The following is a 16,129-nucleotide window of genomic DNA, read 5'->3' on the forward strand; positions in this document are numbered from 1 at the left end:
CTTATCTTACCCACTTTAGCGCATTGACCCTATCCTGATGCACCTGCTTCATGATCTGATCCACTATTCCTGAGTATTGGCCGTACAGACCTTGAGCAGATCGCCCAACTCTTCCAACTGCTGCGCCAGTTCCATGCTCAGCCAGACATAGCCATAGATAGGGGCTTCGCTGAGTTGAGCAGCACTGGCCTCTTGCATTAATGTCTTCAGCTCAGCGGAGATATCGCTCAGTTCACCGGCAATGACCTGCGCATGCAGGGGCTCACCATCTCGCATAATATTCGCCAGCGATTCGATAGCGCGCTGCGTCAACAACTGTGAACTACGCAAGGTTTTGGCATTGAGCATAATAAAATGGGTTTCACGCGAGGCCCAGTAAGCATCGGCTAACAGCTCCAACGTGCAAACCAGATTGCGGCTCAGGGTCTGTACCGCTTCAAAGACCGGTTTGGCGATATGAGTCTCTTTGCTGGCGGGGGCGATCAGTGTGCGTAGCTTCACCACATCGCCCAGCAAGTTTTTGAGCCTAGGCTCCAGCCGGGGCCGCTCAATCATGTTGGGTGAAAGGTAAGCGCCGTAGATCTTCCCTACCGTCTCCAGGCAATCCGCCATTTTCATTCGCCACAGCACATAAGCCCGCTGCGGGTAGATGCTGGTAAACAACAGCGCCAGCAACGAACCAAAAATCACATCGCCACTGCGCCACAGTGCGATAGATATATCGCCGGCCCCGGCACCGATGACCACTGCCAGCGTAATGCCCACCAGCAACGCCATATAGGGCCGTTTGCCCAGCGTCAGATAGCCGCAGGCAAACATCACCACCCCGCACCAGGCCAGCATCACCGGCAGTGAATACAGCTCCAGGTATAGCGCAATCAGGCCAGAAGCCGCACCAAACACCGTACCGGCAATACGTTCCAGCGCCCGTTGCAGCACGTTACCCCAAAAAGAGATCGGCCCCATCACGACGATCAGCGTGATCAACGGCCAGGTACCTTCCGGCACCGCCAGCAAACGGATCAACAGAAAGGTCAGGATAAAGGCCAACCCGATCCGTACCCCGTGGACGATACGGTAATTACGGTAGATCAGATGTTCAAAAGAAGAGATTTTTCTATCCAGACGCACGCTTGTCCCCACCAACCCTGCTGTAAAACCCTTATTTTAGTGGAACATTGCGGCTGACGTACAACACAAGCTGTTGAAAGATGTTTCCTGATTAGGAGAGGTTTAAGTTTACGCTAAAGATTTTAGCGGCAGAGGATTTACCTTTTTGCTAAAGAGTGAGATCATCGGCGCATGGAAACCAAAGAAATCAGGCGCAACAACCTGCGCGATCTGATGGCACGTTTCGCCCGGCAAGGCACCAACCAGAATGAGTTTGCTCTACTGGTGGGATCTTCTGCGCCAACGCTGAGCCAGATCACCGGTGAAAAATCCTCCCGCAACCTGGGCGACAACCTCGCCAGACGCATCGAGGCCAAACTCGGCTTGCCCAAAGGCTGGTTCGATGTATTCCATGAGAAGGCGCTGGAACAGCCGTTTGCCAACGTGGCGGCCGAATCGGATTTCCAACCGGCACGGCTCAAACCCGTGGTATGGGAAGATACCGAGCAGGACAAGGAAGAGTTTGTGGAGATCCCATTGCTGGATATCGATTTCTCCGCTGGTGACGGCTGCTACGAAATTGTCGATAGCGAAGAGTTTTCGCTGATCTTCCGCCGCTACTATCTGCACAAGATGGGGGTACCGGTGAACGCGGCACGCATTATCCGCATCTCAGGTTCCAGCATGGAACCCCGATTGCAGGATGGCGACGTGGTGGGCATCAATACCGTCGATACCCGCATCCGCGAAGGGAAAACCTATGCCATCCGCCACGGCAATCTGTTACGGGTCAAGATCCTGATTGAGCAGCCCGACGGTGGCGTGGTCATCCGCTCTTTGAATCGGGAAGAGTACCAGGATGAACGGCTCAGCTATCCACAGCGCAAAGAGCAGTTGGTGGTGCTGGGCCGGGTATTCTGGTCATCCTCCTCCTGGTAAGATCCTGGAAGCGGGCGCAGCATGCGGCGCCCCTGCGTACCAACCACTCAGCCGCTATTTAAAATCCACCGCCATTTGCTGCGGTATCGACAACCCACGGGTCGATTGCACGCAGCGGCCAATATAATCAGTAAAGCGTGGCGGCTTAGGCATGCCCAGCTTGAGGATTTTTTCGTTGCTAAAGCGCACGTTCAGCATGGCAAAGGAGCCGTACAGACGCATCGCTTTCAACATCAGGCGCTCATTGCACGGCCCGAAGATATCCTTCAACTGTTTGCGCATTTGCAACAGGGCTTCGTAGCTGACCTGCGCATAGCGATCGCCCACCGGTGGCTCCTCTAGTGCGGCGGCGATGGCATAATCGATATCCGCAAAACTGACGCTGCTCTCCTCCCCCGCCGAGATATGGTAAACATCGTTATCCAAGCTCTCGCGGTTGAGCAGCAGCACTAACGCATCGGCGCAATAGTCCACCGGGATCACATCGATGCTATCTTGCAGCGAACACATAAACTTACGCAGCATCAACGCCATACTGAACACCCAGAAAATACTGCTGGAGGGTTTGCAACCCAGCTGCGTATGCCCCACTACAATCGAGGGCCGGGCAATCACCAGCGGCAGCTGCGGACAGGTTTGCCGCATCAGTTGCTCGATGGTCGATTTGGAGCGGGTATATTCCACCAAATGTTCGGCGGTTTCTTCAAACTCGGCGCTTTCTGCCACCAGCGAGCCCACCTGAGGTGCACAAGACATTGCCGTGCCCACATGCAGAAAACGTTTTAATCCAACCACCTGAGCCATTCGCTGTGCAAATGCCAGCGTGCCTTCAACGTTAACCTTCCAAATAAGTGGGTTATTACCAAATGACGCGACCGCGGCACAGTTAACAACATGAGTTACGCTGTTAATACGAGCGTCAGACAAAAAACACTCGGGCTCACTTAAGTCACCCAGTAAAATATTCTCTACTGTCAGTTTATTCAGAATATTTTTATCTAGATTGAACTTTTCCATATTAGTGTAAATACGCTCTAACCCCTGCTCCTCAGTTTCCGCACGCACTAGGAGAAGATAGTTAACTTTTTGATTTTCAATCAGTAATTTTTCGAGCGCCGCACCACCGAGGAAGCCGGTCGCCCCAGTCAACAGTAACGTTTTCATCTTTGAAACCCACATTGGCATTGAATGGAGTTGAGTGTATGCCTATATTTATAAACCAATATTAAATAGAAACGCACTGAATGCTAAATTCATCTTCTTAATATTATCTTAAGAAAACCCTGAAACATTTATTGGGGGATTGGTAACAAGTAGACTCACCTTTTATTTCGCTCGTTTAAATAACATTTATGTTGTCTCTGATTTAATTAATGAGATTAATCCCATGCATTTGTTCAGGAGCTATCATGAGCTACAACCAAAAGGTCTGGCTGGCTGTATTAACCGTTTGCACGCTATTCTGGCTAGCCCTGATTAGCGGTCTCTATACCTATGCTAAATCCCTGGATCATCAGCACGATCATGGCCAACAAGAACAGGCGATGAGCACCAAGCCAGTAAAGCACCACCTCACTCTGGCACAGGCGCTGTGAAGGTTATGCCCTGAATGAGGTAGCGACAAATTCTCTTTAGCCCCATATTATGCGCTATCGAAAAGGGAGAAAGACATGCCACGACCATTGGATGGCCTACCCCAGCAAGAACGTGAAAGGATCCAAACCGATTTGCTGGCACTAAGAATCATTTATAGCGAGCGCTACGGCTACGCCTCCGAGTGGGAAAGCGCCGAGACGCACGTCCCCACGCATCTACGCGGCTACTTTCAGCAACGGCTGAACTTCTATCGCACTGCGCAGCGCCACTCAATTTAACGTTAAGCATTAACCAATACTTGGCATCGGTGATCGCGCCGTTACAATAGGGCTATTCCCTACGCCAACAAGAGATGCGATTTTGAGCAGCAAGGCACCGGCCACATTCTACATACACGATTACGAAACCTTCGGCAAAAGCCCGTCAATGGACCGCCCGGCGCAGTTTGCCGGGGTGCGTACCGATATGGATTTCAACATTATCGAAGAACCGCAGGTGTTTTACTGTGCGCCAGCCGATGACTACCTGCCCGACCCCGAAGCGGTGATGATCACCGGCATCACGCCTCAGTTGGCGCTGGCAAAAGGCGTTAACGAGGCCGAGTTTGCCCGCCGTATTCATGAAGCGTTCAGCGTCCCTGGCACCTGTATTCTGGGTTACAACAATATCCGCTTTGACGATGAAGTCAGCCGCAACATCTTTTACCGCAGCTTCTACGACCCTTACGCCTACAGCTGGCAAAACGGCAATTCGCGCTGGGATCTGCTAGACGTGATGCGTGCCTGCTACGCCCTGCGCCCGGAAGGTATCATATGGCCAGAAAATGAAGATGGCTTTCCCAGCTTCCGTCTGGAGCACCTAACGCGTGCCAACGGCGTTGAACACGAGCACGCTCACGATGCGATGTCCGATGTCCATGCCACCATCGCCATGGCCAAGCTGGTCAAACAGGCGCAGCCAAGGCTGTTTGACTACCTGTTGCAGCACCGCAACAAACACAAGCTCAATGCGCTGATCGACGTCGCGGAAATGACGCCATTAATGCACGTATCCGGCATGTTTGGCGCGGCCAGGGGTAACACCAGTTGGGTTTCACCGCTGGCCTGGCACCCAGACAATAAAAATGCGGTGATTATGTGCGATCTGGCAGGGGATATTACCCCGCTGCTGGAGCTGAATGCCGACGAGCTGCGTGAACGCCTCTACACCCGCCGCGATCAATTGGCAGCCGATCAGGCCCCGGTGCCGATCAAGCTGGTGCATATCAATAAATGCCCGGTGCTGGCTCCGGCCAAGACGTTGCTGCCAGAAAACGCAGACAGGCTAGGCATTGATCGTCAGGCGTGTCTGGAGAATCTGAAGGTGCTGCGCCAGCACCCGGAGATCCGTGAAAAAGTGGTAGCCATATTTGCCGAAGCCGCTCCTTTCACCCCGAACGATGATGTGGATGCCAAACTGTACGACGGTTTCTTCAGCGATGCCGACAAAGCGGCGATGAGGATCATTCAGCAAACCAAACCGCAGAATCTACCCGCGCTGGATTTGACCTTCAGCGATGGCCGGATGAAAGAGCTGCTGTTCCGCTTCCGGGCCCGTAACTACCCCAATACGCTGGACGACGCCGAGCAGCGCCGCTGGTTGCAGCACCGCCAAGAGGTGCTGAGTGCTGAACGGGTGCAGAGCTATATCTTGCAGTTGGAGTCGCTGTACAACCTGCACGAAGGGGATAAAGAGAAGATGGCGTTGCTGAAGGCGCTGTTTGATTACGGCAAACAGTTGGTGGGATAGCCCTGTGCTTTTCCATTGATTAACGGGCGCAGCATGTGGCGCCCCTACACAGCGAGTCGGATAAGATTCGTTAGTAATAAAAAGGGTTCCAACATGTGGAACCCTTTTTGCTATCGCGAGGCAGGTAAGTTGATTAAGCCACGTCTTCGCTTGCTTGTGGCACCGGCAGGCTGAAGCTGCGGGTGACAAACGTCAGATACAGCAGACCAATCGCCGCCCAGACCAGGCCTAGCGTCATCGAACTGACTTCCAGGTTGACCCACAATGCACCGACGGTTAACGCCCCCATTACCGGCAGGATCAGGTAGTTGAAGGTGTCTTTCAGCGTACGATTGCGTTTCTCGCGAATGTAGAACTGCGATATCACCGACAGGTTAACGAAGGTAAACGCGATCAGTGCGCCAAAGTTTATCAGTGCCGTAGCCGTAACCAAATCGAACGAAACGGCAGACAACGCTATCGCACCAACCAGCAGCACGTTCAGCGCCGGAGTACGCCATTTTGGATGCACATAACCGAAGAAACGCTCCGGGAATACGCCATCACGGCCCATAACGTACATCAGACGTGAAACACCCGCGTGAGATGCCATACCGGAAGCCAGTACGGTTACGCACGAGAACACCAGGATCACCGACTGGAAGAACTTGCCAGCCACATACAGCATGATTTCCGGCTGTGATGCGTCAGGATCTTTGAAGCGCGAGATATCCGGGAAGTACAACTGCACGAAGTACGACACCACGATAAAGATCACGCCGCCGATCAAGGCCGTCAGGAAGATGGCTTTCGGGATCACGTTTTCTGCATCTTTGGTTTCTTCGGATAACGAGCTGATGCCGTCAAAGCCGAGGAACGAGAAGCACAGAATGGTCGCACCGGTGATCATCGGCACCACGTGCGCGTTGTCAGACCAGAACGGACGGCTGCTCACCAGCGTACCAGCCCCCTCACCGTGAGAGATACCGTTAATCACCAGGCCCAGGAACACGATCATGATTGCCACCTGTACCACCACGATAATGGAGTTCAGGTTGGCCACCAGCTTGATGCCACGTAGGTTGAACGCCGTCATCAGGCCGACCAGGGCCGCAACGAAGATCCACGAAGGCACACCAGGGAAAATGGCTTCCAGGTAAATTTTTGCCAACAGGATGTTAATCATCGGCATGAACAAGTAGTCCAGCAGCGATGACCAACCCACCATAAAGCCGACGTGCGGGCTGATGGCTTTCTGGGCATAAGTATAGGCAGAACCGGCGGAAGGGAATTTCTTCACCAGTTTGCCATAGCTCAGGGCGGTAAACAGGATCGCCAGCAGAGCAAAGGCGTACGCGGTCGCGACGTGACCGTCGGTCAGGCCGGAGACGATGCCGAAGGTGTCAAAGATGGTCATGGGCTGCAAATAGGCCAGACCCATCATGACGACCGGGACTAAAGTCAGTGTTTTACGCAGTTGGGCGCGTTGGCCGGCAGCTGGTGCGGCGGTGATGATGTTATCGGACATCGCGTAGCCCCCCCTTACCTTCAGTCTTGCGGATAATAGACACGCCAAGACTCAAGGTTGCGGGGAAACTTCGCAACGTGCGACTGAATTCTAAAAGGGGGATGAGGGAAGCTGGATAACTAGGCACAAAAGCCTGTGTTGCTCCATAATCGCTGCGACCGCAACGGAAACCGGCGGGCACCGGTGCCAAGGTGAAAAATTGCCCCATCTTTCTTATCCTCATGAGTCACGACCATAAAGTTTTGGTTGATCGCGACGAACCTATTTATCTATCCGGCTCGATGTCCGGCCTCGCTTGGTGTATGAAACGCACGTTGGTAAAACATAATGCAAAAAAAAAATAACCGACGCGTTAAAAACGTCGGCTATCTGCATTTCGCGTATTTTGCCATAAGATCACAGAAAGACAAGATCCTGAAACCTTCTAATACAAATTCTTTTGCTTAATATCAGGAAAAACGCCCTTGCTCGCCATCAGGGTGCCTGATATCAGGCATTTTTCAGCATCCAGTCAATCTCGGTTTCCGTTACCAATCTCTCAAACTGCATCAGCTCACCCATTTTGCAGGCGTGATAAACCCGTGAAAAGCGTTCACCGAAGTAGTGTTTCAGTTCGTGCTGATGCTCGAATTCGTACAGGGCATCGCTTTGGCGGATCGGGAACGGCAGACCCTCCTGCTCCAAACCGTTGCCGGTCACAGGCTCTGGCAGCGGCAATTCGGTGTCTAGCCCGTACAGCATCCCCGCCAGGATCGTCGCCACCACCAGATAAGGGTTGGCATCGGCACCGGCCACTCGGTACTCCACGCGGTGGTTTTGTGCATCGCCACAGGGAATACGCAACGCCACGGTACGGTTGTTATGGCCCCAGGACGCCTGGATCGGCACGTACATCCCCGGCTGGAAACGGCGGAACGCATTGACGTTGGGTGCCAGCACCGCCATCGATGCGGGCATCAAGGCGATCATCCCGGCCAATGTCCGCTTAAGCAGCGCCGAGTCTTCGCCATCCGCTTCGGCAAACAGGTTTTTCCCCGCGCTGTCTACCACGCTGAGATGGACGTGCATGCCACTCCCCGCGTATTCCTCATAAGGTTTCGCCATAAAGGTGGCATGCATATGGTGATGTTCGGCCACCTGACGCACCAGCCGCTTCAGCGCCAGCGCATGATCGCAGGCTTGCAGCACGTTGTCGGTGTGATTCAGGTTTACTTCGAACTGGCCGGGGGAAGCTTCAGCCACCGCACCATCCGCCGGTAGCCCTTGCATCTGTGCCAGCGTGTCGATGTCGTTGAGCACCCCTGAAAAATGGTTGAGGTTATCCAGCGAATAGACCTGGCTCTGTACGTTACGCTCCTGAGTGCCCGGCGCGCACGGCGGTTGCAGATAACCTGCCGAGTCTCGCTGTCGATCGATGAGATAAAACTCCAACTCTACCGCTACCACCGGGAACAGTCCGCGCTGGCGCAACGCCTGCCATATTCGGTTCAGTACATTGCGGGGTTCAACGTCAAAGGGAGTACCATCTTCATCCAGCATGGTCAGCAATACCTGACCAACGTGTTGCGGATCTGCCGCCGACGGCGTCAGCGTACCGGGCACAGGCATGCAGATCCGATCCGGCTCGCCCAGTTCCTGGCCCAATCCGGCCTCTTCGACCACGTTGCCCAAAATATCCATAGCGAACACCGAGGCGGGGAAATAGCAGCCTTTTTCAACTTTTTTCAACCCGGAGACGGGAATGCGTTTACCGCGGAAGGAACCATTGAGATCGGTGAGAAGGATATCGATATACTGCGTGGCAGGATGGCGTTCCAAATAGTGAGCAACCTCACTTTGGAACGCGCTACTTCGCCTTTCTTCATTATGCTGTGCAAAATCTTCTACTACTGCGCTATTGGTTTGCATACATCACCTGCCGTTGTGCTCTTGGGAATGCCTTCGCATCCGCTTGCCGATTGACTTAACACATGGTTTGTTTTCTCTATAGAGTGCGCCACAGGCTGGCGCTCAAAATAACACCCATAACATGAAACATAGCTTTAACATAAATGGTTTGCAAATGTTACAATGGCGTTTGATTATTCGCCAGGGACTGCTAAATTGATAAAATATTGACCGAAAAGGCGTTGTTTTCGCTTTGTTGGTACAGAATTTCTTCCGCCAGACCAGGGGGAAACATGGGCAATATATTTTACAACGACCGCCCAACTACCGATATCATGTGGTTTCGATATCACTTAGACAGGTACCCGGCTCCGGGTGTGATCCCAACCTGTCGCTCCTATCAGAAGGAACTACCGCTATGAGCGAAGTCAGCTTGGCACCAGGCAAGCGCCTGTCGCAGATCCGTCAGCACTTGGGTTTGTCACAGCGCAGGGTCGCCGAACTGTCCGGATTAACCCACAGCGCCATCAGCACCATTGAGCAGGACAAAGTCAGCCCTGCCATTAGTACGCTACAGAAACTGCTGAAGGTCTATGGGCTATCGCTGTCTGAATTTTTTGCTGAACCTGAACGGCCAGATGAACCCAAAGTGGTGATCGAGCCGGACGATCTGATCGAGATCGGCAGCCAGGGCGTTTCGATGAAGCTGGTGCATAACGGCAGCCCTACCCGCAGCCTGGCCATGATGCTGGAGACCTATCAACCGGGCACCACCACCGGTGAGAAGATCAAACATCAGGGCGAAGAGATCGGCACGCTGCTGGAGGGGGAGATTATGCTGACGGTCAACGGCCAGACCTATCTGCTGACCGCTGGCCAGAGCTATGCCATCAACACCGGCATGCCCCACAGCTTCAGCAATACCTCAACGCGCGTTTGCAAGATCGTCAGCGCACACACCCCAACCACCTTCTGACAAGATCCGCCGGAGGAGTGATGATGGAACATGTTGCCAGCTATTATGCCGCCAGCGCCAACCCCCACGCTCCTTATCCCCAGCTGAACGAGGCTATCCGCTGCGATGTCTGCATTGTCGGTGGCGGTTTTAGCGGACTTTCCAGCGCACTGCACCTGATCGAGGCCGGTTACGACGTGGTAGTGCTGGAAGCCGCCCGCATCGGTTGGGGAGCCAGTGGGCGCAATGGCGGGCAGGTGGTCAACTCCTACAGCCGCGATATCGATGTGATTGAGGCTCGCTACGGCCAGCAGACAGCGGCAATGCTCGGCAGCATGATGTTTGAAGGTGCGGAGATCATTCGCCAGCGAATCGATCGCTACGCCATCGCCTGCGACTATCGCCCCGGCGCGGTTTCTGCCGCCTTAACGACCAAACAATTCAACGCGTTAACAGAGAAAATGGCGCATTGGCAGCGTTATGGCCACCCGCAACTGGAACTGCTGGACGGGGAAACCATGCGCCGCACCGTTGCCAGCGAACGCTATGTCGGCGGGCTGCTGGATCGCCACGGTGGTCATTTGCATCCGTTAAATCTGGCGCTAGGTGAGGCCGAGGCGGTCAGCCGCCATGGTGGACGGCTGTTTGAACAATCGGCGGTCACTCATATCGATTATGGTCAACCCGCCAAGCTACACACTGCTCTTGGCTCCGTCAGCGCCAATCTGGTGATCCTGGCAGGCAACGCGTATCTGGGGGAAAAGCTGGAACCCCGCCTCAGCCGTCTGAGCATGCCTTGCGGGTCACAAATCATCACCACCGAGCCTTTATCTGCGGATATGGCCCTTTCCCTGCTGCCGGATAATTACTGCGTTGAAGACTGTAACTATCTGCTGGATTACTTTCGCCTGACGGCAGACAACCGTTTGTTATACGGCGGGGGCGTAGTCTATGGCGCACAGGATCCGGCGGATATCGAGGCCAGGATCCGGCCCTTGATGCTCAAAACCTTCCCGCAGTTGAAGAAGGTGCGCATCGATTACCGCTGGACCGGCAATTTCCTGCTGACCCTGTCGCGCATGCCACAGTTTGGCCGCCTGGAAAATAACGTTTACTACCTGCAAGGCGACAGCGGCCACGGCGTGACCTTGACGCATCTGGCAGGCAAACTGATTGCCGAAGTGCTGCGCGGCGACGCGGAACGCTTTGATGCTTTCGCCCAACTTCCCCATTTGCCGTTCTTCGGTGGCCGCCATTTACAGGTGCCATTTACCGCGCTAGGGGCCGCCTACTATGCCCTGCGCGATCGCTTAGGGTTCTGATCCCCCCGCCAAGCCGCTTTTATCGGGTTAAGCGCATTTTGCATGTTGCAAAAATGGCAATTCGTGTTACAAAAGAGTTTCTTTAGCCGTCTATACATCCAAATGAATTTCACGTTGCCGCCACCACGCCGCGATTTGAAACACGAGGGGCGCAACGTCTTCAGCCAAACTATGCCGACCAACACCGCTTCACGCCTGGAGATGCGTAATATCTCCATCGCCTTTGCCGGGTTCAACGCACTGCAAAATGTCGATTTTACGCTGCAAGGCGGTTCGACCCATGCGTTGGTGGGGGCCAACGGCGCGGGTAAATCCACGCTGATGGGCATTCTCTCTGGCGCACATAACCATTACCAGGGTGAAATCTTTATCGACGGCCAAAAGGTCGATATTCATTCGCCGCTGCAGGCCCGCCAGCACGGGATCCAGGTGGTGCAGCAGGAGGTGGATGTGGCGCTGATCCCCACGCTGTCCGTCGCGGAAAACATCATGCTGGACTGGCTCAATCAGCCGGGCCATCTGCTGAACTGGCGGCAGTTGCATCGCCAGGCCGCCGCGCTGTTGCAGCAGCTTGGGCTGAATATCAACCCACGCCAACGCCTGGAAGCCTGTACGTTGGCGGAGAAACAGCAGGTGCTACTGGCCCGGGCGCTATCCCACCGCTGCCGTTTTCTGGTGCTTGATGAGCCGACGGCCCCGCTAGACAGCAATGAGAGCGAACGCCTGTTCCACATCGTGCGCCGCCTGCGCGCCGAAGGTATCGGCATCGTGTTTATTTCCCACCGCATCCACGAATTGAAAACCGTCTGCGACCATTTGACGGTGCTGCGCGACGGTCGTCATGCCGGTGAAGGCAGCATGCTGGGCCTGAGCGGTGAGCAGATCGTCGAAAAAATGCTGGGCCATTCGCTGGACGATATCTTTCCGGCCCCCCGCCCACCGCACGGCTCGCGCCCGTTGCTGCGGGTAGAGGGGTTGCACGATCGCCATAAACTGCGTGACGTCTCTTTAACTCTGCATCAAGGGGAGATCCTAGGCATTGCCGGGCTGGCGGGTGCAGGTAAGACCGAGCTTTGCAAAGCGTTATTCGGCGCAACCCCCAGTAAATTGACGCAGGGAGAGCTGCACGGCAAACCCTGGGCACCGCATTCGCCACATCTTTCGGTAGCACAAGGCCTGGCGCTGGTGCCGGAAGAGCGCCGCAAGGAAGGCATTTTTATCCACGAAGCCATCCCGATGAACCTCAGCGTCAGCGCCGATGACAGCTTCTCACGCTGGAGCCTGTTTAGCCGCCGCCGAGAACTGCGCTGGGCATTAGAGATTATGCAGCGGCTTGGCGTGAGGGCCTCTGGCCCACAGCAAAAGCTGGCTCGCCTGTCTGGCGGCAATCAGCAAAAAGTGGCGATCGGCAAATGGTTACGTGGCAACGCCGACGTACTGATCTTTGACGAACCCACCAAAGGCGTGGATATCAAGGCCAAACAGGATCTGTTTCGGCTGATCGACGGTTTGGCACGTGACGGCAAAGGCATTATCTATGCTTCCGGCGAGTTTTCCGAGCTGGTGGGCCTGTGCGACCGTATCTGCGTGCTGTGGGATGGCCGCGTGGTAGCAGAACTCAGCGCCGCCGATATTGATGAAGAAACCCTATTACTGTATTCCACCGGAGGAACTCCTGCGTGAGTAAAGAATTATCCCTGAAAAGCGTTCTGCCCTGGCGCCACCAGCTGTTTGAGTTTTTGTATAAATGGGGGATGTTGCTCACCGTTGTCGCCTTGATCGCGCTGTTTGGCCTGGCTTCCGACAATTTCCTCGATGCCAACAACATCATCAACATTTTGCGTTCGATCGCCATCGTGACGGTGATTGCCATTGGCGTGTCGATCTCACTTTCTGTGGGCGGCTTCGATCTCTCCGTCGGCTCAACGGCGTCGTTGGCTAATGCGTTGGTGATCTCGCTGTTTGCCTGGTACGGCTTCGGCACTACCGGTGCCATCGTGCTGACGCTGCTGCTGTGCACGCTGGTCGGCCTGTTCAATGCCTTTTTGATCGTGGTGCTGAAGATCCCCGATATGCTCGCCACGCTCGCTAGTCTGTTCGTTATCCAGGGCGTGGCCATGACCTACAGCTACGGCGGCTCCATCACCCAGAATATGGTGCTGCCAAACGGGGATATGGCCGAAGGCGTGATCCCAGAGGTGTTTTCCACGCTGGGCCAGGTGCCGGTGATCGTGCTGATTATGCTGGCGGTGACGGTGATCATGCAGCTTTTCCTGTCGCTGACCAAGCATGGCCGCCGGATGTATGCCATCGGCGGTAACCCGGAGGCTGCCCGGCTTTCCGGTATCCGCACGGTACGTTACAGGGTTACCGCATACGTGCTTTCCTCCCTGCTGGCGGGCCTTGGCGGTATTTTGCTGGCGTCACGTATCGGTTCCTCACAGGTTAACGCTGGTGGCGGTTACCTGATGGATGCGGTAGCAGCAGCCTATATCGGTTTCTCCCTGGCGGGCTCCGGCAAGCCTAATGCTCTGGGTACCCTGGTTGGCGCGATTATCCTGGGCGTATTGCAAAACGGCCTGGTGATGCTCTCCGTGCCCTACTACGCCATGGATATCATTAAAGGGCTGGTGCTGGCATTGGCACTGGCGATCACTTACATCCAGAAACGCTGACCTCCCCCCGGCGCACCACTGCAGTGCGCCGGGCTATCCCCCTCCTTTTCCTCTGGTTTCAATACATTACTGATCAAATATACAAATGATACGAGTTATCATTTGCATTTACATTTCTGTCAATTTCCTTACAATGGCCTGACGTTTTACTCACGCAACGGAAATTCTCGCGGCAGCGTGAAAACATATTCTTTTAAATCAAACAACTAACAGGAAAACCTGTTGACCTCGGGACGGGAATATTTAACCCATGGAAAAGCCAAGCTATAACACTTTAACCGCGTTAATCCTCGCATCACTCGCCAGCGGCAGCGCTCTGGCACAAACTGAAGATACCATGGTGGTCACCGCCTCCGGTTTCCAGCAGAGAATTCAAGATTCGCCGGCCACCATTTCGGTGATCCCTCGCCAACAGTTGGAAACCCGCGCCTACCGCGACGTCACCGATGCGTTGAAAGACGTGCCGGGCGTGGTGGTAACCGGCGGTGCCAGCAGCAGCGATATCAGCATTCGTGGTATGTCCTCCAAATACACGCTGATCCTGATCGATGGTAAACGTGTCGATACGCGTGGCACCCGCCCTAACAGCGATAATGCCGGTATCGAGCAAGGTTGGTTGCCGCCATTGCAGGCTATTGAACGTATTGAAGTGGTACGCGGGCCAATGTCTTCACTCTATGGATCCGATGCCATGGGCGGGGTGATCAACATCATCACGCGCAAAACCTCGACCACTAAAGACTGGGTTGGCTCCCTGCAAGGCGATGCCACCATTCAGGAAGACCGGGATTCCGGTGATATCTACCAGACCAACGCCTACGCCTCCGGCCCGCTGATCGAGGGGCTACTTGGCCTGCGGGTGAATGGTTTGTTCTCCCATCGTGGGGAAGACCACTTCACCAATGGCTTTAACGAACAGCGTATGCGCAGCGGCACGGCGGTATTCAGCCTGACGCCGGATGAAAAGAACGATTTTGATTTCGAAATCGGCCGTTCCCTGCAGGATCGCAACAGCACGCCGGGTAAGTCCGTAGCATTAGAAAACTGCCGCAAAGGCGTCTGTAAGCCGAACTCCTCCAGCGACAACCTGTATACCCGTAATAACTACTCGATCACCCATAACGGCTATTACGACTTTGGTAACAGCACCAGCTACATTCAGCGCGAAGAGACCAATAACCCCGGACGTAACATGAAGATGTACAACACCATCTTCAATACCCAGACCCAGTTTGACCTTGGCTCCCACATGCTGAACCTCGGCGGGCAATACCGCTACGAGAAATTGCAGGACGGTGGCAACCAGCTGGAAGCCGCTGACGGTTTAGACCAGTTGACCCGCTGGAGCTGGGCGCTGTTCGCCGAAGACGAATGGGCGCTGACCAACGATTTCAGCCTGACCACCGGGATCCGTATGGATCGCGATCAGAACTACGGCAGCCACTGGACACCACGCATGTATGGCGTGTGGCACCTGACAGAGATGTGGACCGTAAAAGGCGGAGTTTCTGCGGGTTATCGCTCGCCAGACCTGCGCCAGTCCTCTGCCAACTGGGGCCAGATCACCGGCGGTGGCGTGAGCAACGGCATCATCGTGGGTAACCCGAATCTGAAGCCAGAGAAAAGCATCAGTGAAGAAGTCGGTATACTGTGGGATAACCAGGAGGGGCTGAACGCAGGCGTCACCCTGTACAACACCGATTTCAAAGACAAGATCACCGAAGTTCGCCGCTGTAACAGTTCAGAGGATCCGGCCTGCACCATCGGTAACACCACTTATGATTTCGTCAGCGACCGCGTCAACGTGGATAAAGCCAATATGCGCGGTGTCGAAGTGACCACCGGCTGGCAGATCACCGAAGACTGGAAGCTGAGCACCAACTACACCTTTACCGAGTCTGAACAAAAGAGCGGTGAGTTCCAGGGCAAGGCGCTGAACCAGATGCCGAAGCACATGATCAATGGCGTGCTGGATTGGCAAGCCACTGAGGATCTCGGCCTGTGGTCACGCGTTAACTTCCGCAGCGAAACCTCGGAATACCTGAGCCGTACCTCCATGGCGGTCAGCACGCCATCCTATACGTTTGTTGATGCCGGGGTGAGTTACCAGGCGCTTAAAAACCTGCAGCTTAGCGGCGGGGTTTACAACATTCTGGATAAAACCGTGGATTACGAACACTACAATACCACGCTGGATGGCCGTCGTTATACCGTAGGCATGACTTACAACTTCTGATTGCCGAGTATAGTTTGTAACAAGGGGCTGCCATCGTGCGGCCCTTTTTTTGGTTAGCGTTTAACTGGGGGGTTTTTACGGGGAGATAACGCGGCGGTAACCCGCCGCGTCTAG

At 54.6% G+C, this 16,129-nt stretch carries 13 protein-coding genes; 9 read left to right on the plus strand and 4 right to left on the minus strand.

What is annotated here, in order from left to right; genetic code table 11:
- Positions 1-63: 63 nt before the first annotated feature.
- Positions 64-1,131 (minus strand): FUSC family protein, encoded by a 1,068-nt coding sequence (locus tag JHD74_RS21115; protein WP_024528075.1) that lies wholly within the window; start codon positions 1,129-1,131, stop codon positions 64-66.
- Between the two features lie 171 nt (positions 1,132-1,302).
- On the opposite strand from JHD74_RS21115, the gene JHD74_RS21120 reads away from it, so the two are divergent.
- A complete protein-coding gene (locus JHD74_RS21120; RefSeq protein WP_024528074.1) occupies positions 1,303-2,049 on the plus strand; it encodes a helix-turn-helix transcriptional regulator in 747 nt (248 codons plus the stop codon).
- A gap of 54 nt (positions 2,050-2,103) precedes the next feature.
- On the opposite strand, the gene JHD74_RS21125 is transcribed toward JHD74_RS21120, so the two are convergent.
- Positions 2,104-3,213, minus strand: coding sequence for an SDR family oxidoreductase (locus JHD74_RS21125; protein ID WP_199063458.1), 1,110 nt, complete (start codon positions 3,211-3,213; stop codon positions 2,104-2,106).
- A gap of 245 nt (positions 3,214-3,458) precedes the next feature.
- Between JHD74_RS21125 and JHD74_RS21130 the strand changes: the two genes are divergently transcribed.
- The 3 genes from JHD74_RS21130 to sbcB all read left to right on the plus strand — a co-directional run bounded on the left by JHD74_RS21130 (position 3,459) and on the right by sbcB (position 5,433).
- Positions 3,459-3,644, plus strand: coding sequence for a hypothetical protein (locus JHD74_RS21130; RefSeq protein ID WP_024528072.1), 186 nt, complete (start codon positions 3,459-3,461; stop codon positions 3,642-3,644).
- Between the two features lie 75 nt (positions 3,645-3,719).
- On the plus strand, positions 3,720-3,923 hold the full coding sequence (locus JHD74_RS21135) for a DNA polymerase III subunit theta (protein WP_024528071.1): 204 nt from the start codon (positions 3,720-3,722) through the stop codon (positions 3,921-3,923).
- A gap of 82 nt (positions 3,924-4,005) precedes the next feature.
- Positions 4,006-5,433, plus strand: coding sequence for an exodeoxyribonuclease I (gene sbcB / locus JHD74_RS21140; protein WP_071681002.1), 1,428 nt, complete (start codon positions 4,006-4,008; stop codon positions 5,431-5,433).
- A 133-nt stretch (positions 5,434-5,566) separates the two neighbouring features.
- On the opposite strand, the gene JHD74_RS21145 is transcribed toward sbcB, so the two are convergent.
- Together JHD74_RS21145 and JHD74_RS21150 are read right to left on the minus strand one after the other, a co-directional pair.
- Positions 5,567-6,940, minus strand: coding sequence for an APC family permease (locus JHD74_RS21145; RefSeq protein ID WP_024528069.1), 1,374 nt, complete (start codon positions 6,938-6,940; stop codon positions 5,567-5,569).
- A gap of 489 nt (positions 6,941-7,429) precedes the next feature.
- On the minus strand, positions 7,430-8,848 hold the full coding sequence (locus tag JHD74_RS21150; protein WP_199063459.1) for a glutamine synthetase family protein: 1,419 nt from the start codon (positions 8,846-8,848) through the stop codon (positions 7,430-7,432).
- Between the two features lie 397 nt (positions 8,849-9,245).
- Here JHD74_RS21150 and puuR point away from each other — a divergent pair, with 397 nt between their 5' ends.
- The 5 genes from puuR (at position 9,246) to JHD74_RS21175 (ending at position 16,015) form a co-directional block, all read left to right on the plus strand.
- The gene (gene puuR, locus JHD74_RS21155) at positions 9,246-9,803 is read left to right on the plus strand and encodes an HTH-type transcriptional regulator PuuR (RefSeq protein ID WP_021805845.1); all 558 of its coding nucleotides are present in this window, start codon (positions 9,246-9,248) and stop codon (positions 9,801-9,803) included.
- Between the two features lie 20 nt (positions 9,804-9,823).
- Positions 9,824-11,104, plus strand: a complete 1,281-nt coding sequence (locus JHD74_RS21160) for an FAD-binding oxidoreductase (protein WP_199063460.1) — start codon at positions 9,824-9,826, stop codon at positions 11,102-11,104.
- A gap of 171 nt (positions 11,105-11,275) precedes the next feature.
- Positions 11,276-12,787, plus strand: a complete 1,512-nt coding sequence (locus tag JHD74_RS21165) for a sugar ABC transporter ATP-binding protein (protein ID WP_199063465.1) — start codon at positions 11,276-11,278, stop codon at positions 12,785-12,787.
- Positions 12,784-13,779: an ABC transporter permease gene (locus JHD74_RS21170; protein ID WP_024484978.1), complete on the plus strand. Its 996-nt coding sequence runs from the start codon at positions 12,784-12,786 to the stop codon at positions 13,777-13,779. Before JHD74_RS21165 ends, JHD74_RS21170 begins: the two co-directional genes overlap by 4 nt.
- 250 nt (positions 13,780-14,029) lie before the next feature.
- Positions 14,030-16,015, plus strand: coding sequence for a ligand-gated channel protein (locus JHD74_RS21175; RefSeq protein WP_024528065.1), 1,986 nt, complete (start codon positions 14,030-14,032; stop codon positions 16,013-16,015).
- Positions 16,016-16,129 lie beyond the last annotated feature (114 nt).

The sequence above is a fragment of the Serratia sp. ASV30 genome (genome assembly GCF_016428815.1).
GTDB classification, from domain to species: domain Bacteria; phylum Pseudomonadota; class Gammaproteobacteria; order Enterobacterales; family Enterobacteriaceae; genus Chania; species Chania fonticola_C.